Origin of the sequence: Cedecea neteri (assembly GCF_000758305.1) — a bacterium.
GTDB lineage: Bacteria > Pseudomonadota > Gammaproteobacteria > Enterobacterales > Enterobacteriaceae > Cedecea > Cedecea neteri_C.
This window is the reverse complement of record NZ_CP009458.1, coordinates 4,781,862-4,802,961: the sequence shown is the minus strand read 5'-3', so window position 1 is coordinate 4,802,961 and position 21,100 is coordinate 4,781,862. Positions and strand designations below refer to the sequence as shown.

The 21,100-nt window shown below is 56.3% G+C and carries 18 protein-coding genes; 8 read left to right on the top strand and 10 right to left on the bottom strand.

Annotated elements, in window-relative coordinates; all coding sequences use genetic code 11:
• Positions 1–44 precede the first annotated feature (44 nt).
• The 3 genes from LH23_RS22290 (at position 45) to LH23_RS22280 (ending at position 3,167) form a co-directional block, all read left to right on the top strand.
• Entirely contained in the window at positions 45–1,349 is a 1,305-nt protein-coding gene (locus LH23_RS22290; protein ID WP_039295969.1) for an inosine/guanosine kinase, read from the top strand.
• Positions 1,350–1,607: 258 nt separating this feature from the next.
• Positions 1,608–1,856 (top strand): helix-turn-helix domain-containing protein, encoded by a 249-nt coding sequence (locus LH23_RS22285; RefSeq protein WP_039295966.1) that lies wholly within the window; start codon positions 1,608–1,610, stop codon positions 1,854–1,856.
• Complete coding sequence (locus tag LH23_RS22280) at positions 1,857–3,167, top strand: type II toxin-antitoxin system HipA family toxin (protein ID WP_039295963.1); 1,311 nt, start codon at positions 1,857–1,859, stop codon at positions 3,165–3,167.
• Positions 3,168–3,205: 38 nt separating this feature from the next.
• Here LH23_RS22280 and ybaL read toward each other — a convergent pair whose 3' ends face one another.
• Together ybaL and LH23_RS22270 are read right to left on the bottom strand one after the other, a co-directional pair.
• Positions 3,206–4,882 (bottom strand): YbaL family putative K(+) efflux transporter, encoded by a 1,677-nt coding sequence (gene ybaL, locus LH23_RS22275; protein ID WP_039295960.1) that lies wholly within the window; start codon positions 4,880–4,882, stop codon positions 3,206–3,208.
• 217 nt (positions 4,883–5,099) lie between these two features.
• Positions 5,100–6,317, bottom strand: coding sequence for an MFS transporter (locus LH23_RS22270; protein WP_039295958.1), 1,218 nt, complete (start codon positions 6,315–6,317; stop codon positions 5,100–5,102).
• Between the two features lie 188 nt (positions 6,318–6,505).
• On the opposite strand from LH23_RS22270, the gene ushA reads away from it, so the two are divergent.
• Positions 6,506–8,158, top strand: a complete 1,653-nt coding sequence (gene ushA, locus LH23_RS22265) for a bifunctional UDP-sugar hydrolase/5'-nucleotidase UshA (protein WP_039295954.1) — start codon at positions 6,506–6,508, stop codon at positions 8,156–8,158.
• A 3-nt stretch (positions 8,159–8,161) separates the two neighbouring features.
• On the opposite strand, the gene ybaK is transcribed toward ushA, so the two are convergent.
• The 3 genes from ybaK to copA form a co-directional block, all read right to left on the bottom strand.
• Positions 8,162–8,641, bottom strand: coding sequence for a Cys-tRNA(Pro)/Cys-tRNA(Cys) deacylase YbaK (ybaK, locus tag LH23_RS22260; RefSeq protein ID WP_008460244.1), 480 nt, complete (start codon positions 8,639–8,641; stop codon positions 8,162–8,164).
• 208 nt (positions 8,642–8,849) lie between these two features.
• Positions 8,850–9,650 (bottom strand): TraB/GumN family protein, encoded by an 801-nt coding sequence (locus tag LH23_RS22255; RefSeq protein WP_039295951.1) that lies wholly within the window; start codon positions 9,648–9,650, stop codon positions 8,850–8,852.
• 104 nt (positions 9,651–9,754) lie between these two features.
• A complete protein-coding gene (gene copA, locus LH23_RS22250) occupies positions 9,755–12,259 on the bottom strand; it encodes a copper-exporting P-type ATPase CopA (protein ID WP_039295948.1) in 2,505 nt (834 codons plus the stop codon).
• Between the two features lie 107 nt (positions 12,260–12,366).
• On the opposite strand from copA, the gene cueR reads away from it, so the two are divergent.
• Complete coding sequence (gene cueR, locus LH23_RS22245; RefSeq protein WP_008460239.1) at positions 12,367–12,777, top strand: Cu(I)-responsive transcriptional regulator; 411 nt, start codon at positions 12,367–12,369, stop codon at positions 12,775–12,777.
• Here cueR and LH23_RS22240 read toward each other — a convergent pair.
• Together LH23_RS22240 and LH23_RS22235 are read right to left on the bottom strand one after the other, a co-directional pair.
• Positions 12,774–13,220 (bottom strand): NfeD family protein, encoded by a 447-nt coding sequence (locus LH23_RS22240; protein ID WP_039295945.1) that lies wholly within the window; start codon positions 13,218–13,220, stop codon positions 12,774–12,776. The two genes, cueR and LH23_RS22240, sit on opposite strands and share 4 nt — an antisense overlap.
• On the bottom strand, positions 13,217–14,131 hold the full coding sequence (locus LH23_RS22235) for an SPFH domain-containing protein (RefSeq protein WP_039297096.1): 915 nt from the start codon (positions 14,129–14,131) through the stop codon (positions 13,217–13,219). Before LH23_RS22235 ends, LH23_RS22240 begins: the two co-directional genes overlap by 4 nt.
• Before the next feature lie 243 nt (positions 14,132–14,374).
• Between LH23_RS22235 and cfa the strand changes: the two genes are divergently transcribed.
• Positions 14,375–15,526, top strand: a complete 1,152-nt coding sequence (gene cfa / locus LH23_RS22230) for a cyclopropane fatty acyl phospholipid synthase (RefSeq protein ID WP_052050420.1) — start codon at positions 14,375–14,377, stop codon at positions 15,524–15,526.
• A 40-nt stretch (positions 15,527–15,566) separates the two neighbouring features.
• On the opposite strand, the gene LH23_RS22225 is transcribed toward cfa, so the two are convergent.
• The 3 genes from LH23_RS22225 to tesA all read right to left on the bottom strand — a co-directional run bounded on the left by LH23_RS22225 (position 15,567) and on the right by tesA (position 17,952).
• On the bottom strand, positions 15,567–16,421 hold the full coding sequence (locus LH23_RS22225; RefSeq protein WP_039295942.1) for a co-chaperone YbbN: 855 nt from the start codon (positions 16,419–16,421) through the stop codon (positions 15,567–15,569).
• A gap of 59 nt (positions 16,422–16,480) precedes the next feature.
• Entirely contained in the window at positions 16,481–17,251 is a 771-nt protein-coding gene (locus LH23_RS22220; protein ID WP_039295939.1) for an SDR family oxidoreductase, read from the bottom strand.
• Positions 17,252–17,328: 77 nt separating this feature from the next.
• Positions 17,329–17,952 carry a multifunctional acyl-CoA thioesterase I/protease I/lysophospholipase L1 gene (tesA, locus tag LH23_RS22215; RefSeq protein WP_039297090.1) on the bottom strand — a complete coding sequence of 208 codons (624 nt, stop codon included), beginning with the start codon at positions 17,950–17,952 and terminating at the stop codon, positions 17,329–17,331.
• Here tesA and ybbA point away from each other — a divergent pair.
• Complete coding sequence (gene ybbA / locus LH23_RS22210; protein WP_039295937.1) at positions 17,920–18,606, top strand: putative ABC transporter ATP-binding protein YbbA; 687 nt, start codon at positions 17,920–17,922, stop codon at positions 18,604–18,606. The genes tesA and ybbA overlap by 33 nt on opposite strands.
• Positions 18,603–21,017 carry a putative ABC transporter permease subunit YbbP gene (ybbP, locus tag LH23_RS22205; RefSeq protein WP_039295934.1) on the top strand — a complete coding sequence of 805 codons (2,415 nt, stop codon included), beginning with the start codon at positions 18,603–18,605 and terminating at the stop codon, positions 21,015–21,017. Before ybbA ends, ybbP begins: the two co-directional genes overlap by 4 nt.
• Positions 21,018–21,100 lie beyond the last annotated feature (83 nt).

The following is a 21,100-nucleotide window of genomic DNA, read 5'->3' as shown; positions in this document are numbered from 1 at the left end:
ATGTTACTATTCTCCGCCTTATTATTCAGCCCCGTAACGACACCATGAAATTTCCCGGTAAACGCAAATCCAAACACTACTTCCCCGTCAGCGCCCGCGACCCGCTCTTACAGCAAACTCAGCCTGAGGCCGAAAGCGGCTCTTCCTGGGTGGTCGGTATCGACCAAACGCTGGTCGACATTGAAGCCAAAGTGGACGATGAATTTGTGCAGCGCTACGGGCTGAGTTTTGGCCATTCTTTGGTGATTGAGGATGATGTGGCCGACGCGCTCTACAAAGAGCTGGTGGATAGCAACCTGATTACCCACCAGTTTGCCGGGGGCACCATCGGCAATACCATGCACAATTACTCGGTGCTGGCCGATGACCGCTCGGTGCTGCTCGGCGTGATGTGCCGAAATGTCGAGATTGGCAGCTACGCCTATCGCTACCTCTGCAATACCTCCAGCCGGACCGACCTTAACTATCTGCAGGGCGTTGATGGCCCGATTGGCCGCTGCTTTACGCTGATTGGCGACCAGGGAGAGCGTACTTTTGCCATCAGCCCGGGCCATATGAACCAGCTTCGCGCGGAAAGTATCCCGGAAGAGGTGATTGCTGGGGCATCCGCGCTGGTGCTGACCTCTTATCTGGTGCGCTGCAAGCCAGGCGAGCCGATGCCGGACGCCACCATGCAGGCCATTGCCTGGGCGAAGAAACACAACGTGCCGGTGGTGCTGACCCTGGGCACCAAATACGTGATTGCCGAGAACCCGGCCTGGTGGCAGGCCTTCCTGAGCGAGCACGTTTCGATCCTGGCAATGAACGAAGAAGAAGGTGAGGCGCTAACCGGTGAAAGCGATCCGCTGCTGGCCGCCGACAAGGCGCTGGACTGGGTGGATCTGGTGCTTTGCACCGCCGGGCCTGTGGGCCTTTATATGGCTGGCTACACAGAAGAGACCGCGAAGCGCAAAACTCAGCATCCACTTCTGCCGGGTGCTATCGCCGAATTTAACCAGTTCGAATTTAGCCGCGCAATGCGTCTGAAAGACTGCGCTGAGCCGCTGCGAATTTACTCCCACATCGCGCCATACATGGGCGGTCCGGAGAAGATCATGAACACCAACGGTGCGGGAGACGGGGCGCTTGCGGCCCTGCTGCACGATATCACTGCGAACAATTACCACCGCAGTAACGTGCCGAATTCCAGCAAACATAAGCTGACCTGGCTGACATATTCCTCGCTGGCCCAGGTGTGTAAATACGCCAACCGCGTGAGCTATCAGGTCCTGAATCAGCATTCACCACGCCTGACGCGCGGCCTGCCTGAGCGGGAAGACAGCCTCGAAGAGTCTTACTGGGAACGTTAGTTTTTTGCGTAAGATATTATAAAAAAGCCGGAAGCTATGCTTCCGGCTTTTTTATACGCTAGTACCGGTAAAACTGATTTTACACGCTAGTACCGGTAAAACTGATTTTACACGCTAGTACCGGTAAAACTGATTTTACACGCTAGTGCCGGTAAAACTGATTTTTACACGCTAGTACCGGTAAAATTGATTTTACACGCTAGTGCCGGTAAAGTTGATTTTACACGCTAGTGCCGGTAAAAATCAGTGAGGTACATAATGAAAATCACTTCCCCGGATCAATTGGCTATTTTCCTGAAGGATGCTCGCAAACAGGGTAAGCAAACACAGGAGTCAGTGGCAGAGAAAGTCGGTTTACGGCAGGATACCGTCTCAAAATTTGAGAACAACCCAGCCAAAACTCAGATTGATACATTATTTAAAATACTATCGTCTATGAATATGGAGCTTCATATTGAGGCGAAATCCAGCCAGGGGAGCTCTGAAGTCTGGAAAGAGGAGTGGTAAATGAAGCGTTTATCTGTGTATATGAATGGGTATTTGGTGGGGCAATTAGTACAGGAGAATAGCGGTTCTAATATTTTTCAGTACGATCATCAGTGGGTTAAGATGCCGGGTGCGCGTCCAATATCACTTTCCATGCCGTTACGCATAGCAGAATATACAGGTGAAGTTGTTTTTAACTTTTTCGACAACCTGCTGCCGGATAATCGTGACATTCGTGAGCGGATCGCCAGCCGTTATCACGCTGACTCTCTACAGCCCTTTGATTTACTTTATGAAGTGGGTCGTGACTGTGTCGGGGCATTAATATTACAGCCGCCGCAAGAAGCCATTCAGAACATAGAGCAGATAAACAGTGAAATGCTTGATGCGGAAAAGTTGGACGCCATTCTTATGGGCTATTTAAATCCTTCCCGGTATCTTCAGCAAGAAACGTATGACTTTCGTATTTCAATTGCGGGTGCACAGGAAAAAACGGCATTACTGCGTTATCAGAATGACTGGCAATTGCCTAAAGGCATTACACCCACTACACACATATTTAAGTTGCCGGTTGGCGAAATCCAGGGGCACAGTTTTACGTTGGATCTTCGTGATAGCGTGGAAAATGAATGGCTTTGCATGCAGCTGGCAGGGTTGTATGGTCTGAAAGTTCCAACATGCGAAATCATCACAACCCGTAACATTAAGGCTCTGGCCGTGGAGCGTTTCGATCGCCGTTTTGTGGATAATAACCGCTGGATTGCCCGGCTTCCGCAGGAGGATATTTGCCAGGCTTTAGGTTTTCCATCGACGAAAAAATATGAAAGCGACGGCGGGCCGGGCATAGAACCTATTATGAAATTTCTGCTGGGTTCAGATAATGCGGAGCAGGACCGGGAAAATTTTATGCGCAGTCATATTCTTTTCTGGTTACTGGCGGCAAGTGATGGCCATGCAAAAAACTATTCTGTTGGTATTATGCCAGGTGGTGGATATAGCCTGACGCCTCTATATGACATTATGTCCTGTTATCCACTTATTGGCGGGCGTGGACTTGCGAAACAAGATATAAAAATGGCGATGTCGCTGGCATCCACCGAAAAGGGCAGAAAATATGAGTGGAATACTATTTTTCCCCGCAACTTTCTCGCAACGGCTAGAAAATGTGGTTTTAGTGAAACAAGAATGTCGGAACTTATAGACGAGTTTTATCAAAAAACGCCAGCAGTCCTGAGTGAAGCGAAAGCATTACTGCCGAAAAACTTTCCAGAGTCTATCAGCGATGCCATCTTTAATGGCGTGGAAAACGCCAGCCGACGACTGGCATTATAAAGAACAGGGTGGCGTGGATATCTCCACCCTGGTATTGATTAACCCGTTACCGCTTCCTGTGCTACCGGCGGCACCAGCAGCCCCAGCATGGTATTGGCAATTTCCCTTTCTCCCATCACAACCTGATTAGCGCCACGCTCGGTGATGTAATCCACTTCGTCGTCGTAATGCGCGCGGGCGATGATTTCGATATCCGGGCATTTTTCTCTGGCCGTCGCGACGATTTCACCGGCTTCGTAGCCGTTAGGGATAGTCAGCAGCAGCCAGCGTGCGCAGTCCAGATGCGCCAGATTCATGATCTCTTCGTTTGCGGCATTGCCCAGCACGGCACGGATGCCTCGCTCGCGCAGCTCATCCACGCGGCTACGGGAGGTTTCAATCACTACCAGCGGTACGCCTTCGGCCAGCAGCTTGTCGCCCAGCAGGCTGCCGACTCGGCCATAGCCGACCAGCAGCGCGTGGTTGCAGATATCCACCGGGATTTGTTTTTCTTCCTCGATGGCCTCTTCCAGAGTTTGCTCGTCCAGCGTTTCGGTTTTCTCGAGGTAGCGCTCAAGAATGGCGAACAGAATCGGGTTCAGCATGATCGACAGAATTGCGCCCGCCAGCACCAAATTCTGCCCCGTTTGTGGCAGCAGGTTCAGCGCCATGCCGAGACCGGCCAGGATAAAGGCAAACTCACCGATCTGCGCGAGGCTGGTGGCGATGGTCAGCGCGGTTCGTTGAGAGTGGCCAAACATGCGCACCAGCAGGAACGCGGCCAGGGATTTACCGAAGATGATGATGGCCAGCGTGCCCAGCACCGCCAGTGGTTCCTGAATCAGAATCAGTGGATCAAACAGCATGCCGACGGAAACAAAGAACAGCACCGCAAACGCATCGCGCAGCGGCAGCGTGTCGTGTGCCGCGCGGTGACTTAGCTCGGACTCATTCAGCACCATACCGGCAAAGAAAGCACCCAGCGCAAAGGAGACATCAAACAGCTCAACCGCGCCGAATGCGATGCCCAGCGCCAGCGCCAGTACGGAAAGGGTAAACAGCTCGCGGGAGCCTGTTGCTGCGCTGCGAGCCAGAATCCACGGCACAAGGCGGCGGCCTACCAGCATCATCAGGGCAATAAAGGCGGCGACCTTCCCAATGGTGATCGCCATATCCAGGCTCAGGGAAACCAGCCCAACGTTGCCTTTTTCCATCATGCCAGCGACGGCTGGCAGCAGCACCAGCGTCAGCACCATCACCAGGTCTTCAACAATCAGCCAGCCGATGGCAATTTGCCCTCGCTGAGTGTCAATCAACTGCCTCTCTTCAAGCGCACGCAACAGCACGACGGTACTTGCCGTTGACAAACACAGCCCGAAGACGATACCGGTCATCAATGACCAGCCCATCAGCCAGGAGAGCGCCATGCCCAGCAGCGTCGCGACGCCAATCTGCGCGATTGCGCCGGGGATGGCGATGGCCTTTACCGCCATCAAATCCTTCAATGAAAAATGCAGCCCGACGCCGAACATCAGCAGAATCACGCCTAATTCCGCCAATTCAGGGGCAAGTTTGGTATCAGCAACAAAACCTGGAGTAAAAGGTCCAGCCAGCACGCCAGCTAATAAATAGCCCACCAGCGGAGATATGCGCAGCTTGTTAGCCAGCATACCCAGTAAAAAAGCGAGCACGAGACCACCAACAATGGTGGTGATAAGCGGTGTGGCGTGATGCATTCCGTCTCCTTTGGTTGGCCGATGTTCCAAAACGTTCTGTTACACAGTTTATGACAAATTCTTTATCGGCGTTTATGAATAATTGTTGAATTTTGAATAAAAAGCGCATTTCGATAAAAAAAAGGCCCTGAGTAGCATTTAACTCAGTTATGTGGGGCGACTACCAGAGGGGTGTGGTGACAGGAGGCGGCCAAAGCAATACTTTGGCCGCTAAAATCTACGCTTTGTGGCGATTATCGGGCAGGAATATTGTCATAATGCCGAGTAGCGGCAGGAAGGCACATATTTTGTAGACCAACTCGATGCTGGTGTGGTCAGCAATTAACCCGAGTACGGCTGCACCCAGGCCACCCATCCCAAAGGCAAATCCGAAAAACAGCCCGGAAACCATACCGATACGGCCAGGGAGTAGCTCCTGGGCATACACCAGAATGGCGGAGAACGCGGAGGCTAAAATAAAACCAATGATCACCGTCAGGACGCCCGTCCAGTAAAGTGATGCGTAGGGTAAAACAAGGGTAAATGGCGCGACACCGAGGATAGAGCCCCAAATCACGTATTTTCTGCCAATTTTATCCCCCACGGGGCCACCGATCACCGTGCCTGCCGCGACGGCAAACAGGAAAGCGAACAGGTGGATCTGGGCGTTTTGTACCGATAATCCGAATTTTTGCATCAGGTAGAAGGTGAAGTAGCTGCTGATGCTCGCCATATAAAAGTACTTAGAGAAGATCAGCAGTAATAAAATCGAGACCGCCAGAATCACTTTGTTGCGCGGCAGCGGGTTGACCACCGGCACAGCAGGGCGGTTTTTGGCGATTTTATGCTGAGCGGCGTACCAACGGCTAATTTGCAGCAGAACCACGATAGCCAGCAGGGCGGCGAGCACGAACCACGCCACGTTACCTTTGCCGTAAGGCGCGATAATAATAGCTGCCAGCAATGGCCCAAGAGAGCTGCCGAAGTTACCGCCCACCTGGAACAGCGACTGCGCAAGCCCGTGACGGCCACCGGATGCCATACGCGCCACGCGTGAGGACTCAGGGTGGAATACCGACGAACCGGTTCCTACCAGCGCGGCGGCGACCAGAACGGCCGGGAAACTGCCCGCCAGCGCCAGCAGCACCAGGCCGCAGAGGGTAAAGCACATGCCAATCGGCAGCGACCACGGCATCGGGTATTTATCGGTGTAGTAGCCCACCAGCGGCTGCAACAGCGATGAAGAGAGCTGGAAAGTCAGGGTGATCATCCCGATCTGCATAAAGCTGAGGGAGAATTCGGCCTGAAGTAGCGGATAGATAGCCAGAATCAGCGACTGAATCATGTCGTTAAGCAGGTGGGAGAGGCTGATAGCGCCGAGGATCCCAAATGCGGTGCGCGCTTTTTTTTGCTCCGGGGGCGTACCCGGCTGCGTGAGGGTTTGAGAGCTTGCCATAATTACCTGTACGAACGGTTATTGTTTTTAGAGCGGGCGACGCAGGAAATCGCCCGGAAGAAATTCTTACCCTGCTAACATACTCGCGCAGGGGATTTGAAGAAAGTCGCATTTCGGAAAAGATAGCTGTCTATCCTGATAGCTATCTGTTATTTCTGCGCAGTTACATTTTGACATGGAGATTTGCAATGCGGTTTGCTGCTAAAACAATAACCACGGCGCTGCTGGTGGCATTGAGTTTAACCAGCGCTTCAGCGCTGGCCTGGGAAAAAGACAAGACCTATAAAATTACCATTCTTCATACTAACGATCATCACGGTCATTTCTGGCGCAATGAGTACTCTGAGTACGGCCTGGCTGCGCAAAAAACGCTGGTAGACAGCGTGCGTAAAGAAGTCGCGGCAGAAGGCGGCAGCGTGCTGTTGTTATCCGGCGGCGATATCAACACCGGCGTGCCGGAATCAGACCTGCAGGATGCTGAACCAGACTTTCGCGGCATGAGCCTGATTGGCTATGACGCCATGGCCGTCGGCAACCACGAATTCGACAATCCGCTGTCCGTGCTGCGCCAGCAGGAAAAATGGGCGAAGTTCCCGCTGCTGTCCGCCAACATTTATCAAAAAAGCACCGGCGAGCGCCTGTTTAAGCCCTATGCGATTTTTAAACCTCAGGGCATTAAGGTGGCGGTTATCGGCCTGACCACCGACGATACGGCTAAAATCGGCAACCCGGAATACTTCACCGACATCGAATTCCGCAAACCTGCAGAGGAAGCCAAACTGGTGATCCAGGAGCTGCAGGGCACCGAAAAACCGGACGTGATTATCGCCGCGACCCACATGGGCCATTACGATAACGGCAACCACGGCTCAAATGCGCCGGGCGATGTTGAAATGGCAAGAAGTCTGCCGGAAGGCGCGTTGACGATGATTGTGGGTGGTCACTCACAGGATCCGGTCTGCATGGCGCAGGAAAACCAGAAGCAGAAAGATTATGTGCCGGGTACGCCGTGCGCGCCGGACAGACAAAATGGCACCTGGATTGTGCAGGCGCATGAGTGGGGGAAATACGTCGGGCGGGCAGATTTTGAGTTCCGTAACGGCGAGATGAAGCTGGTGCACTACCAGCTGATCCCCATCAATCTGAAAAAGAAAATCACCTACGATAACGGGCAAAGTGAGCGCGTACTTTACACGCCAGAAATCGCCGAAAATCAGCAGATGCTTTCCCTGCTGACGCCGTTCCAGAACAAAGGCCAGGCCGCGCTGAAAGTGAAAGTGGGCAGCGTGAACGGGCATCTGGAAGGGGACCGCAGCAAAGTGCGCTTTGTGCAGACCAACCTGGCGCGCGTATTGCTGGCAGCACAGATGGCTCGCACCAGCGCGGACTTTGCGGTGATGAGCGGCGGTGGCGTGCGTGATTCTATCGAAGCCGGGAATATTACCTATAAAGATGTGCTCAAGGTGCAGCCGTTCGGCAACACCGTGGTTTATATCGATATGAACGGCAAGGACGTTGAGGAATACCTGACGGCGGTGGCGCAGAAGACGCCGGACTCCGGGGCTTACCCGCAGTTCTCTAACGTCAGCTTTACCTCTACCGGCGGCAAGCTGAGCAACCTGAAAATCAAAGACCAGCCGATTGACCCGGCCAAAACCTACCGCATGGCGACGCTGAGCTTCAACGGTACCGGCGGCGACGGTTACCCGGAAATCGATAAAAAGCCGGGCTACGTCAACACCGGGTTTGTCGATGCGGAAGTCCTGAAACAGTACATCGAACAGAACTCCCCGCTGGACGTAAATGCTTACCAACCTAAGGGCGAGGTAAGCTGGAACTAAACGTTAATCGCGGCGGGCGATATCGGCGAAGCTGGCATCCAGCAGTTTCGCCAGATCGCTTGCCGCGAGCTCGATATCCAGCCCGCGCTTGCCGCCGGAAATGTAGATGCTGGCAAACTCTTGTGCCGGGGCATCAATCACCGTCGGCAGGCGTTTTTTCTGCCCCAGCGGGCTGATGCCGCCCACCAGATAACCGGTGATCCGCTGTGCGACCATCGGGTCCGCCATTTCAACTTTCTTCACGCCCAGCGCCTTAGCGACCTTTTTCAGGTCAAGCTGCCCGGCAACCGGCGTCACCGCCACGGCCAGGTGTTTCATGTCGCCATTCAGCGCCACCAGCAGCGTTTTATAGACCTGGTCGGCATTCAGCCCCAGCTTACGGACCACTTCGTCGCCAAAGTTGGTTTCCAGCGGATCGTGCTCATAGGCATGAATTTGAAAGCTGATTTTGTTTTTTTCGAGGAGTTTTACCGCGGGAGTCATGGTTTCCTTCTTTATTCGTTGTTTTGAAAACGCACAAAATAGTAATCATAGTGATATACTTGACGAGTAATATAGCGCTACACAATAGTGATGGCGTAAACCATCACATTGAGCGACAATTCAGCTTCGGTTGCTTCGGCAGCCGGGATAAACAGAATAATAAATGAAATTCCTCTTTGACGGGCCAATAGAAATATTGGCCATTTTTTTACCCTTTTTTCAGCATTTCTGGCAGGTTACCTTCGCCGTAAAGGTGCAATGCTCCCACCGCAACCACATAGCGCCCGGCGGGTAGCTGCTGTAGAAACGCCTGCCACTGGCGGTTTCGCTGATGCATCAACACGTCATACAGCGCATCGCCAAAGGTGTTCGGCAGCGCGATATTGCCCTGCTGCGGCGGCGTTTCCAGCCACCAGCCGATCATGATTTGCAGCAGCCGCGCGTTGGTGTGCCAGTGTTCCAGCGTGTCGTTCAGCAGCGGCAGCCCGCCCTCAGGCAACCCCTTCAATAACTCTATCTGGCTTTGTGCGCCTTCAAGCTCGGTGACCGGCACGCCGTAGCGCTGCGCGGCTTCCAGCAACTGATAGTCGATACCGTAGTCAGGGCGAAGGCCAAGGCGCTGGGCCTGATGCGCCTGTAAAATCAACGCCACTTGCCAGGCGGGCTGGTGCTCAATGCTGCTCAGCGAAATACCCAGCTCGCTGCACAGGCTCAGCACCTGCTGGTAATCGTCGGGAGCCAGACGCGCCTCCAGTTCGATGTCCTCCGCTATTTCGCTGAACGGCGAATCGCCGGAGCGGATATCTGCCTCGACGATCAGCGCATCTGCCTCACGAAGTTTGTCCACCAGGCGGGCGGAAAGCGGAGCCATGTCCCGGGTGCCCATATGAATGCTGCCCACGAGGTGCAAATAGCGCTTGCCGGGGAGCGTGATATCAAGGGCAGGCCAGGGATAAGTAGAGGCTGTCAGGCTGGAAAGCAGTGCGCTAAGACGTTGGAACAAACCCATATCGCGATTCCCTGGCTAAAAAGCCATGCTAACGTCCTGGGCTGGAAGGGGAAAGGAAAAAGTCGGCCTTCCGCTCAAAAGGAGAAGGGAAGGCCGCAGAGAGGTTAGTCTTTCGGTTTAAAGCGCAACAGGCGGTTGGCGTTGCTGACCACGGTGATGGAAGACAGCGCCATCGCGGCCCCCGCAACCACCGGGTTGAGCAGCGTACCGGTCAGCGGGTAGAGCACGCCCGCGGCAATCGGAATGCCAAGCGAGTTGTACACGAAGGCCCCCATCAGGTTTTGCTTCATGTTCCGCAGCGTGGCTTTGGAAATGGCCAACGCATCGGCAACGCCCACCAGGCTGTGGCGCATCAGGGTGATGGCAGCGGTTTCAATGGCGACGTCGCTGCCGCCGCCCATCGCAATCCCCACCTCGGCCTGAGCCAGCGCCGGGGCATCGTTAATGCCGTCACCCACCATCGCCACCTGGCGGCCCTGCTGCTGCAACTGCTTGATAGCGTCAGCTTTGCCGTCCGGCAGCACGCCCGCAATCACCTCATCAATGCCAACTTCTTTGGCAATCGCGTTGGCGGTTACCGGGTTATCGCCAGTGAGCATAACCAGGCGGTAGCCGTTGCGGTGTAGGCGCTGGAGCGCGCTGACGCTGTCGCTGCGAAGCGGGTCGCGTATGGCTAACAGCGCCATGAGCTGGCCGTCTACCGCCAGCAGCACCGGGGTTGCGCCCAGGCGAGCCTGAGCATCAATGCTGTCGGCAAGCGGCTGAGTATCCACACCCTGCTCGTCGAGCAACGCTTTGTTGCCCAACAGCAGTTTGTGCCCGTCCACATCACCGCTGACGCCAAGCCCGCGCAAAGTGCGGAATGACGTCACTTCCGGCAGCGTTGAACTGCCTGCTTTTTCAATAATGGCGCGAGCCAGCGGGTGGCTTGAACCCTGCTCAAGCGCGGCCGCCAGCCGTATCGCCTGTACTTCATCCACACCGGAGCGGGTTTCCACGGCAACCACCTGCGGTTTGCCTTCAGTCAGCGTGCCCGTTTTGTCAAAGACCACGGTATCCAGCGTGCTGGCGCGCTGCAGGGCATCGGCATCACGAACCAGAACGCCAAACTCGGCGGCACGGCCCACGCCTGAAATAATCGACATCGGCGTGGCAAGGCCCAGGGCGCAAGGGCAGGCAATAATCAGCACCGTGGTGGCAATGACCAGGGTATAAACAATTTGCGGTGCAGGGCCGACGAAGTACCAGATGGCGGCGCTGATCAGCGCGATAGCGACGACGACCGGCACAAACACGGCAGAAATTTTATCGGCAAGCTGGCCGATTTCCGGCTTGCTGCTCTGCGCCTGGCGAACCATGCGGATAATACGCGACAGTGTGGTGTGGCTGCCGGTGGCGGTGGCGGTGAACAGCACGCTGCCGTCCTGCACTACGGTACCGGCGTGAATGCCATCGCCGTTTGATTTTTGCATCGGCACCGGTTCGCCGGTCAGCATCGCTTCGTCGAACCAGGCTTCACCCTGGGTAATTTCACCGTCAACCGGCACCCGGTCGCCGGTGGTCAGGCGCAGCGTCATTCCGGCGGTGACTTCCGCCAGCGGCAGCGTTTTTTCGCCTTCTTCCGTCACCACTCGCGCGGTCGGCGGCGTTAAGTCCAGCAGGCGTTCAAGCGCTTTAGAAGAGCGCTGACGTGCGCGCTGCTCAAGCATATGGCCGAGGTTTATCAGGCCGATGATCATCGCGCTGGCCTCGTAGTAGAGGTGGCGGGCTTCCATCGGGAAGTGCTGCGGCCAGATATTCACGGTAATTGAGTAGAGCCAGGCCGCGCCGGTGCCGAGGGCGACGAGCGTGTCCATGGTGGCCGCGCGGTTCATCAGGCTGCGCCAGGCGCTACGGTAAAAATGACCGCCGGCAAAGACCATCACCGCAAGGGTAATAATACCGATGGTCAGCCACAGGGAGCGGTTGCTCTCGGTGACCATCATGTTGTCGCCGATCATGCCCCAGACCATCACCGGGATCCCGACGGCGAGGGCGACAATCGCCTGCCAGCGGAAGCGCTTCATGGCGGCGTTCGCCGTTTCTTGCTGGCGCTCGCGGCGTTTCTGATCGTCTTCGATCGCTTCGGCACCGTAACCGGCACTTTCCACGGCTTTGACCAGCGATTCTGCGGAGGCGGTGCCCATCACCAGCGCACTGCGCTCCGCAAGGTTAACCCGTGCCTGGCTGACGCCCGGTACATTTTGTAAGGCATTTTGCACCCGGGAGACGCAGCTGGCGCAGCTCATACCGTTGATCAACAGCTGCTGGCTGTCATCGTCGGTAGACGCTGCCGGAAGCGAAGGGGCGACCGCTGTCAGTGCTTCCGACGGAGTTGATGACTCTGCCAGCGGTTCAGCCTTTGGGTGGCTGGCGACTTCTGCGCCGTATCCCGCTTGTTGGACAGTTTCCACTAACGCTTCCGGCGTGGCGCTGCCGGTGACGCGGGCGTGGGTTTGGGTGACTTCAGCCTGCTCAACGTCTGCACGCTGTTCGAGGCTCTCTTTGACGCGTTTAACACAATGGCCGCAGGTCAGGCCATCCAGATTCAGATCCACAATGTGTGACATCGCAAGACTCCTGTATGATGGTGAGGTGAAATATTGACCGAAAGGATGATTCGGTTAACTATGAAAGAGGTTAAACCTTCCATCAAGGGGAAGGTCAAGGAGCAAAAATGAATATTAGCGATGTGGCGAAAAAAACCGGGCTAACCAGCAAAGCGATTCGTTTTTACGAAGAGAAAGGGCTGGTCACGCCGCCGTTTCGCGCCGACAACGGCTACCGCAGCTATACGCAAAAGCATCTCGATGAGCTGACGCTGCTGCGCCAGGCCCGTCAGGTCGGATTTAATCTGGAAGAGTGCAAAGAGCTGGTAAGCCTGTTTAACGATCCGGCCCGGCACAGCGCGGACGTAAAAGCCCGCACCTTGCAGAAGGTCGCGGATATCGAGCGGCACATTATTGAGCTGCAGAATATGCGCCAGCATTTGCTGACGCTGGCAGAGGCTTGCCCGGGCGATGACAGCGCCGATTGCCCGATCATCGACAATCTTTCCGGCTGCTGCCATCGCCACGAGATAAACTAAACCGCCTTAATTTTGAGCGTAATGCCTTCCACGGCCAGTACCACTACCTCACAGCCCGCCGGGAGATCTTCATCGGCGATCACTGGCCAGCTGCTGTCGGCCACGCGAACATGCCCCCGGCCGTTGACCAGAGCGGTTTCCAGGCGGAAGCGGCGGCCAACCAGCTGCTGCCCGCGCTGATTCAGCACTTCACCCGGAATTTGTTGCTTACGGCTGGACAGCCAGCGCCACCAGAGAAAGGCGGCGACCAGCGTCAGCAGGGCAAAGCAGACGCCCTGTGTTTCCCAGCCAAGCGGCAGCAGCCAGACCAGCAGGCCGGTGATCACTGCCGCCACGCCGCTCCACAGCAGATAGCCGCTGGCGCCGAGCATCTCCGCCGCCAGCAGCAGTCCGCCAAGCGCAAGCCAGAAGACGTGTGGATGCGCGAGAATGCTGTCGATCATTTTTTACGCTCGGTGCCGCTCTGGGCGATAAGTTCGCTGATCCCGGCGATGGAGCCCATCAGGCTGGAGGCATCCAGCGGCATCAGCACCACTTTGCTGTTATTGGCCGACCCGATTTGCTGCAGCGCGTCGGTGTATTTCTGGGCCACGAAGTAGTTCACCGCCTGAATATCCCCTTTGGCGATAGCTTCGGACACCATTTGCGTGGCGCGGGCTTCTGCTTCAGCGCTACGCTCGCGGGCTTCCGCCTCAAGGAACGCAGACTGACGCTCACCCTCAGCTTTCAGGATCTTCGACTGCTTCTCACCTTCGGCTTTGACGATTTCCGCCTGGCGGATCCCTTCGGCCTCAAGAATATAGGCGCGCTTGGTACGCTCGGCTTTCATCTGGGCGTTCATCGCATCAATCAGCTCAGCCGGTGGGCGCACGTCACGGATTTCGATACGGGTGATTTTAATGCCCCACGGGTTGGTGGCTTCGTCGACGATGTGCAGCAGGCGGGTGTTGATGTTGTCGCGCTGGGACAACATTTCATCCAGCTCCATCGAGCCGAGCACGGTACGGATGTTGGTCATCGTCAGGTTGATGATCGCCAGCTCAAGGTTGCTGACTTCATAGGCGGCGCGAGGGGCGTCAACCACCTGAATAAAGCACACGGCGTCAATGGCGACGTTGGCGTTGTCTTTGGAAATGACTTCCTGAGAAGGGATGTCGAGCACCTGTTCCATCATATTGATTTTGCGGCCCACGCGATCCATAAACGGCACCACAAGATTCAGGCCCGGCATCAGGGTGTTGGTGTAGCGGCCAAAGCGTTCAACGGTCCATTGGAAGCCCTGGGGCACGATTTTTACCCCGGCCGCCACAATCACCAGCGCCACGAGAATTAATACGGGGATCACGATAAGCATTAAAAAAACCTCCTGTTTGTTTTGCATTCAGTCTAACTGCTTAACCTGAAACATTCAGCAACATCCCCGTGCCCGATGAGAATTAATTGCTGCTTTCCTTTTTATTATTCCTTAATGGAATGATTTTCATGGATTAAGTTCATTTCACGCATGGTGCCAGCAGGCGTAGTATCGGATGCTTCGGCAGCTCGCGCTATCGGGCGGGCGGTATTCGGCAAGAACACTTATCCCGGTGAGGAAGCAATGGGAACAATAATAGCTGAGCAGCATCAGGCGAATAACAACCGCTGGCAGAAAATCGTGGAAGAATTAATTTCACCCATGGCGATTGATATTGACGGCAACGGCCCGGCAGATATTCGGGTGAACAATCCAGACTTCTTCAAGCGAATATTACAGGAAGGTTCTCTCGGCCTGGGAGAAAGCTATATGGACGGCTGGTGGGACTGCGACCGGTTGGACATTTTATTTACCCATATTTTGCGCCACGGCCTGGACAGCAAAATGCCAAAACACTTTTCCGACCTGCTGCGTATTGCCGGGGCCAGAGTTTTTAATTTGCAGTCTCGCAAACGCGCCTGGATAGTTGGCAAAGAGCATTACGATATCGGTAACGATCTGTTTGCGGCGATGCTCGATCCGTATATGCAATATTCCTGCGGCTACTGGAAAGACGCGGGCAATCTGGAAGAAGCTCAGCGTAACAAGCTGCATATGATCTGCGAAAAACTGCAGCTCAAAGCGGGCATGAAGCTGCTGGATATCGGCTGCGGCTGGGGCGGACTGGCGCAGTATGCGGCGCAGGAATATGGGGTTTCCGTTGTCGGCGTGACTATTTCGGCCGAACAGCAAAAAATGGCTCAGGATCGCTGCCGGGGCCTGGACGTGGAGATCCTGCTGCAGGATTATCGCGACCTCAACAGCAAATTTGATCGCATTGTTTCCGTGGGTATGTTCGAGCACGTCGGGCCAAAAAACTACAATACCTATTTTGAAGTTGCTGCCCGCAATTTAAAACCTGATGGCCTGTTTTTGCTGCATACCATTGGTTCGAATGAAACGGATTTAAACGTCGATCCGTGGATCAACAAATACATCTTCCCTAACGGCTGTTTGCCCTCGGTGCGCCACATTGCCAGCGCCAGTGAAAAACATTTCATTATGGAAGACTGGCACAATATCGGGGCGGATTACGACAGAACGCTGATGGCCTGGGACGATAATTTCCTCCGCTGCTGGCCTAATATCTCGCGTAATTATGACGAGCGGTTTAAGCGGATGTTTAGTTATTATTTGAACGCCTGCGCGGGCGCATTTCGCGCGAGGAATATTCAGCTTTGGCAGGTGCTGCTGAGCCCCAATGGAGTGGACGGCGGGATCCGCGTGTACCGATAAACAAAAGGCCGGAATATCCGGCCTTTTTCGTTCTCACTGATTAATACATCAACGCATAAATCTGACGGCGGTATTTAGACGCCAGCGCGTCGCCGGTGCCCAGTGCGGCCAGAATCTCCATCATCATTTTGCGTGCCTGGCCGTCGGCGGCACCCAGGTCTTTTTTCAGGTGGGTATAAAGCAGCTCCAGTGCTTCTTCGTTCCGGCCAACCTGATGCAGCTGCAGCGCGAGCTGGCTGGCAAGCTGGGCATTGTCCGGCTCGTTTTGCACCTGCTGCTGCAACTGTTGAATTTCCGGCGTGTCGGCGGCTTGTTTCAGTAGTTCAATCTGGGAAACCAGCGCCTGATAGCGGGTGTCCTGGTCCTGCAGAGGCACGGTTTTCAACACCGCTTCGGCGTCTTCGCTGCGGTTCAGGGCAATCTGCACTTCCGCCAGCAGCAGGCCAATTTCGCTGTTCTGGCCGGACAGCTGCCACGCATCTTTCAGCAGCGGCAGGGCTTCGGCGTGCTTGCCTTCCTGCATCAGTTCTACGGCCTGCTGGGCTTTCAGCTCTTCTTCACGCGGCAGCACTTTGTCGAGCAGGGCGCGAATCGCTTCTTCCGGCTGCGGCCCCTGGAAACCGTCCACCGGCTGACCATTCTGGAACAGATAGACGGTAGGAATGGAGCGCAGGCCAAACTGCGAAGCCACCATTTGCTCGGCGTCGCAGTCAACTTTAGCGAGAATAAACTGGCCGTTGTATTGGGCCGCGAGCTTGTCCAGCACCGGTGTGAGCTGCTCGCAATGTTGGCTGCGGGCAGACCAGAAATAAAACAGCACCGGCTTAGCCATGGACTGTTCCAGCGTCTGGTGCAGGTTCGCTTCGGTAATGTTGATAATGTTTTCTGCGGACATGGGCGATTCTCTGTTAAGCATTTGTTTTTTTACATGGGGGCTGAGGCCGGGACTTCAACTCAGCTCCGTAAAATTTTGTCCATTGCGCACGCTGGCAGCAGGCGGCGCAGCACGGTAATCACGTGAGTCACCACGGTCACCGGGTAGCGTAGCTTCGGCCTTGGGCTTTCAAAAGCATGGCGTACTTTCGCTACCACCGCCTCCGGGCCGAGGGTAAACCGTGCGGCAATCCCTGGATTCTCTACCGGCTTGTCGCTTTGGGTTTGATTGACGTTATCGGTAAAACGGGTGCGGATTGGCCCCGGCTCAATCAGGCTGACTTTAATCCCGCTGTGGCGAAGCTCCATGCGCAGCGCGTCGGACCAGGCTTCCAGCGCGTATTTACTGGCGGCATAAGCCCCGCGCCCCGGCGTGGAAATCAGCCCCATCACCGAACTTGTCATCACGATGCGGCCTTCCTGATGAGGCTGCATGGCCGGCAGCAGCAGCATGGTGAGCTGGTGCGTGCCGAAGAAGTTGGTGGAGAATTGCTGTTCAAGCTGTTCGCGGGAAATGGCGTTCAACGGGCCATACACGCCGTAACCTCCGTTATTAAACAGCCCGTACAGGCGGTTGCCGGTGATGGCAATCACTTCGGCGGCGGCGCGTTGGACGCTTTCCGCATCGTCAAGATCGAGTTCAATGCCGGTAAAGCCAAGCTGATTCATGCGCTCTACATCGGCCGGTTTGCGGCAGGCGGCGAGAATGTTATAGCCAAGCTTCTGTAACTCCTGCGCGCTGGCTAAGCCAATCCCGCTTGAGCAACCTGTAATTAAAACGGATTTTTGCATAACTTTACCCGAAGGGCGCCCCGATTATTGATCAGTCGTGTTTAACTATCTCGTCATGTCTGACGCGGCAGCGCCGGTTATTTAGAGAGTAACGGAGTCAGCCGCGTCGCCATCCAGTCGGCGATAAACGGCTGAGCATCCCGATTAGGGTGAATGCCGTCATCCTGCATCCATTGCGGTTTCAGATACACCTCCTCCATAAAGAACGGGAGCAAAGGGATATCAAACGTTTTGGCAAGTTGCGGATAAATAGCGCTAAACGCCTCATTATAGCGGCGTCCGTAGTTGGCGGGCAGGCGAATTTGCATCAGCAGCGGTTGGGCATTGGCAGCTTTCACGTCGGTGATAACCTGGTTAAGGGTTTTTTCTACCTCCTGAGGCTGGAACCCACGCAGGCCGTCGTTACCGCCAAGCTCCACTAAAACCCAGCGGGGCTGGTGCTGTTTTAACAGCGCCGGCAGGCGAGCCAGGCCCTGCGCTGCGGTATCGCCGCTGATGCTCGCATTCACAACTTTTGTACCCTGCGGTTGCCATTTGGCATCCAGCAGAGCGGGCCAGGCGCTGGTGGCCGCCATACGGTAACCGGCGCTCAGGCTATCGCCTAAAATCAATAACGTGTCCGCCGCAGCGGCGCGGAAAGTCATCAAAGCCAGAAACAGGAAGGGCAAATGCCAGCGGAAAACATTGTTGAAGTTCATCATCTTAGTAAGTCCGTGGGTCAGGGTGAACACGAGCTTTCCATCCTTACCGGAGTTGAGCTGGTTGTCAAACCGGCCGAAACCATCGCCCTGATTGGCGAGTCAGGATCGGGCAAGTCCACGCTGCTGGCGATTCTGGCCGGGCTTGATGACGGCACGGACGGCGAGGTCAACCTGTGCGGGCAGCCGCTGCACAGCATGGATGAAGAGGCCCGGGCGGCGCTGCGTGCAAAGAACGTCGGCTTTGTGTTTCAGTCCTTTATGCTGGTGCCCACCCTTAATGCTCTGGAAAACGTGGAGCTTCCTTCGCTGCTGCGAGGTGAAAACAGCTCGGCCAGCCGGGCGCAGGCCAAAGCGCTGCTGGAACAACTGGGCTTAGGTAAACGCCTCGATCACCTGCCAGCCCAACTCTCCGGGGGCGAGCAGCAACGCGTGGCGCTGGCTCGCGCGTTTAACGGTAAGCCGGGCGTGCTGTTTGCCGATGAACCCACCGGTAACCTCGACAGGCAAACCGGCGACCGCATTGCCGACCTGCTGTTTTCCCTCAACCGTGATTTCGCCACCACGCTGATCCTCGTCACCCACGATGAACAGCTGGCGGCACGCTGCGACCGCCGCCTGCGGCTGCGCGAAGGCAAACTGTGGGAGGAAGCATGATAGCCCGCTGGTTCTGGCGCGAGTGGCGCTCTCCCTCGCTGCTGATTGTCTGGCTGGCGCTTAGCCTGGCGGTGGCCTGCGTACTGGCGCTTGGCAGCATCAGCGACAGAATGGAAAAAGGCCTCAGTCAGCAAAGCCGCGAGTATATGGCGGGCGACCGGACGTTGCGCAGCGCCCGCGCCGTTCCGGACGAATGGCTGACTCAGGCCCAAAGTGATGGCTTAAAGGTCGGCAAACAGCTGAGCTTCGCCACCATGACTTTTGCCGGGGATACGCCTCAGTTGGCTGATGTGAAAGCGGTCGACGGCGTGTACCCGATGTACGGCGAGCTGGAAACCAACCCGCCGGGCCTGAAGCCTGAGCCGGGCACCGCGCTGCTGGCACCGCGCCTGCTGGAGTTGCTCAACCTGAAAGTGGGCGACAACATTGACGTGGGCGACGCCACGCTGCGTATTATCGGGCAGGTGATTCAGGAGCCGGACGCCGGGTTTAACCCGTTCCAGATTGCGCCGCGCCTGATGATGAACCTGGCTGACGTTGAGAAAACCGGGGCGGTGCAGCCGGGCAGCCGCATTAGCTGGCGCTACAAGTTTGGCGGCAACCCTCAGCAACTGCTGCAGTATGAAAACTACCTGCTGCCGAAGCTGAAGCCGGAGCAGCGCTGGATCGGCATGGAGCAGGACGAAGGTGCGCTGGGCAAATCCCTGGAGCGTTCTCAGCAGTTCCTGCTGCTTTCCGCCCTGCTGACATTGCTGCTGGCCGTGGCCGCGATTGCCGTGGCGATGAGTCATTACTGCCGCAGCCGCTATGACCTGGTGGCGATCCTGAAAACGCTGGGCGCGGGCAGGGCGGCGCTGCGTAAACTGATTATCGGCCAGTGGCTGATGGTGCTGGTGCTCTCGGCCATTGCCGGAGGTGCCGTTGGGCTGCTGTTCGAAGCCGCGCTGATGCAACTGTTGAAGCCGGTGCTGCCTGCCGCGCTGCCGCCAGCGAGCCTGTGGCCGTGGGTGTGGGCTATCGGCGCGATGGTGACAATCTCCGTGTTGGTGGGGCTGCGTCCGTATCGGTTACTGCTGGCCACTCAGCCATTGCGCGTCCTGCGCCGTGACGCCGTGGCCAACGTCTGGCCGCTGAAAATTTATCTGCCGGTTATCAGCGTGGTGGTGGTGTTGCTGCTGGCGTTGCTAATGGGCGGCAGTTCGCTGCTGTGGGCGGTGCTGGCGGGCACGCTGGTACTCGCGGCGCTGTGTGGCCTGGTCGGCTGGGGCGTCCTGAAGCTGCTGAAAAAGCTGACGCTGAAAAACCTGGCCCTGCGCCTGGCGGTTAACCGCCTGCTGCGCCAGCCGTGGGCGACGCTCAGCCAACTGGCGGCGTTCTCGCTGTCGTTTATGCTGCTGGCATTGCTGTTAGTGCTGCGGGGGGATTTGCTGGACAGATGGCAGCAACAGCTGCCGCCGGAAAGCCCGAACTACTTCCTGGTGAACATTGCGCCGGAGCAGGTTCAGCCGGTGAAAACCTTCCTTGCCGACCATCAGGTGATCCCGGAGTCGTTCTATCCGATTGTGCGGGCGCGCATGACGGCGATTAACGGCCAGTCTACCGAGGGCAACCCGGATGAGGCGCTGAACCGTGAGCTAAATCTGACCTGGCAGAGCCAGAAGCCGGATCATAACCCTATCCTGGCGGGAAGCTGGCCGCCGAAGGCCGGGGAAGTGTCGATGGATGACGGCGTGGCGAAACGCCTGAACATTAAACTCGGCGACAGCGTGACCTTTATGGGGGATACCCAGGACTTCACCGCGAAGGTCACCAGCCTGCGCAAAGTGGACTGGGAAAGCCTGCGGCCAAACTTCTACTTTATCTTCCCGCCGGGCGCGCTGGACGGGCAGCCGCAGAGTTGGCTCACCAGCTTCCGCTGGGAGGGGAATAACGGCCTGCTGACCCAGCTTAACCGCGAGTTCCCGACCGTCAGCCTGCTGGATATTGGGGCCATCCTGAAACAAATCGGCCAGGTGCTGGAGCAGGTCAGTCGTGCGCTTGAAGTGATGGTTGTGCTGGTGACCGCCTGTGGCCTGCTGCTGTTGCTGGCTCAGGTGCAGGTGGGTATGCGTCAGCGCCATCAGGAACTGGTGGTTTACCGCACGCTGGGCGCGGGTAAAAAGCTGCTCAGAACCACGCTGTGGTGCGAGTTTGCCGTGCTGGGGCTGGTGTCCGGCCTGGTGGCGGCCATCGGCGCGGAAACGGCGCTTGGCGTGCTGCAAACGCGAGTGTTCGATTTCCCGTGGGAGCCGGATTTGCGCCTGTGGATCGTGCTGCCGGTCACCGGGGCGGTATTGCTGTCGCTTTGCGGCGGGTGGCTGGGCGTTCGGTTACTGAAAGGGAAGGCGCTGTTCCGCCAGTTTGTCGTCTGAGGAGGTCGGGCAGGGATGCCCGGCTACCGCTATAAACTCTGTTATATTTCGCTATTTATTGCGTTAGAACATATTTTCTGCAT

What these genes read in the sequence shown, in the direction of transcription:
- LH23_RS22290 (WP_039295969.1), top strand. Translation starts at nt 45, where the DNA reads ATGAAATTTCCCGGTAAACGCAAATCCAAACACTACTTCCCCGTCAGC.
- LH23_RS22285 (WP_039295966.1), top strand. Translation starts at nt 1,608, where the DNA reads ATGAAAATCACTTCCCCGGATCAATTGGCTATTTTCCTGAAGGATGCT.
- LH23_RS22280 (WP_039295963.1), top strand. Translation starts at nt 1,857, where the DNA reads ATGAAGCGTTTATCTGTGTATATGAATGGGTATTTGGTGGGGCAATTA.
- ybaL (WP_039295960.1), bottom strand. Translation starts at nt 4,882, where the DNA reads ATGCATCACGCCACACCGCTTATCACCACCATTGTTGGTGGTCTCGTG.
- LH23_RS22270 (WP_039295958.1), bottom strand. Translation starts at nt 6,317, where the DNA reads ATGGCAAGCTCTCAAACCCTCACGCAGCCGGGTACGCCCCCGGAGCAA.
- ushA (WP_039295954.1), top strand. Translation starts at nt 6,506, where the DNA reads ATGCGGTTTGCTGCTAAAACAATAACCACGGCGCTGCTGGTGGCATTG.
- ybaK (WP_008460244.1), bottom strand. Translation starts at nt 8,641, where the DNA reads ATGACTCCCGCGGTAAAACTCCTCGAAAAAAACAAAATCAGCTTTCAA.
- LH23_RS22255 (WP_039295951.1), bottom strand. Translation starts at nt 9,650, where the DNA reads ATGGGTTTGTTCCAACGTCTTAGCGCACTGCTTTCCAGCCTGACAGCC.
- copA (WP_039295948.1), bottom strand. Translation starts at nt 12,259, where the DNA reads ATGTCACACATTGTGGATCTGAATCTGGATGGCCTGACCTGCGGCCAT.
- cueR (WP_008460239.1), top strand. Translation starts at nt 12,367, where the DNA reads ATGAATATTAGCGATGTGGCGAAAAAAACCGGGCTAACCAGCAAAGCG.
- LH23_RS22240 (WP_039295945.1), bottom strand. Translation starts at nt 13,220, where the DNA reads ATGATCGACAGCATTCTCGCGCATCCACACGTCTTCTGGCTTGCGCTT.
- LH23_RS22235 (WP_039297096.1), bottom strand. Translation starts at nt 14,131, where the DNA reads ATGCTTATCGTGATCCCCGTATTAATTCTCGTGGCGCTGGTGATTGTG.
- cfa (WP_052050420.1), top strand. Translation starts at nt 14,375, where the DNA reads ATGGGAACAATAATAGCTGAGCAGCATCAGGCGAATAACAACCGCTGG.
- LH23_RS22225 (WP_039295942.1), bottom strand. Translation starts at nt 16,421, where the DNA reads ATGTCCGCAGAAAACATTATCAACATTACCGAAGCGAACCTGCACCAG.
- LH23_RS22220 (WP_039295939.1), bottom strand. Translation starts at nt 17,251, where the DNA reads ATGCAAAAATCCGTTTTAATTACAGGTTGCTCAAGCGGGATTGGCTTA.
- ybbA (WP_039295937.1), top strand. Translation starts at nt 17,920, where the DNA reads ATGCCAGCGGAAAACATTGTTGAAGTTCATCATCTTAGTAAGTCCGTG.
- tesA (WP_039297090.1), bottom strand. Translation starts at nt 17,952, where the DNA reads ATGATGAACTTCAACAATGTTTTCCGCTGGCATTTGCCCTTCCTGTTT.
- ybbP (WP_039295934.1), top strand. Translation starts at nt 18,603, where the DNA reads ATGATAGCCCGCTGGTTCTGGCGCGAGTGGCGCTCTCCCTCGCTGCTG.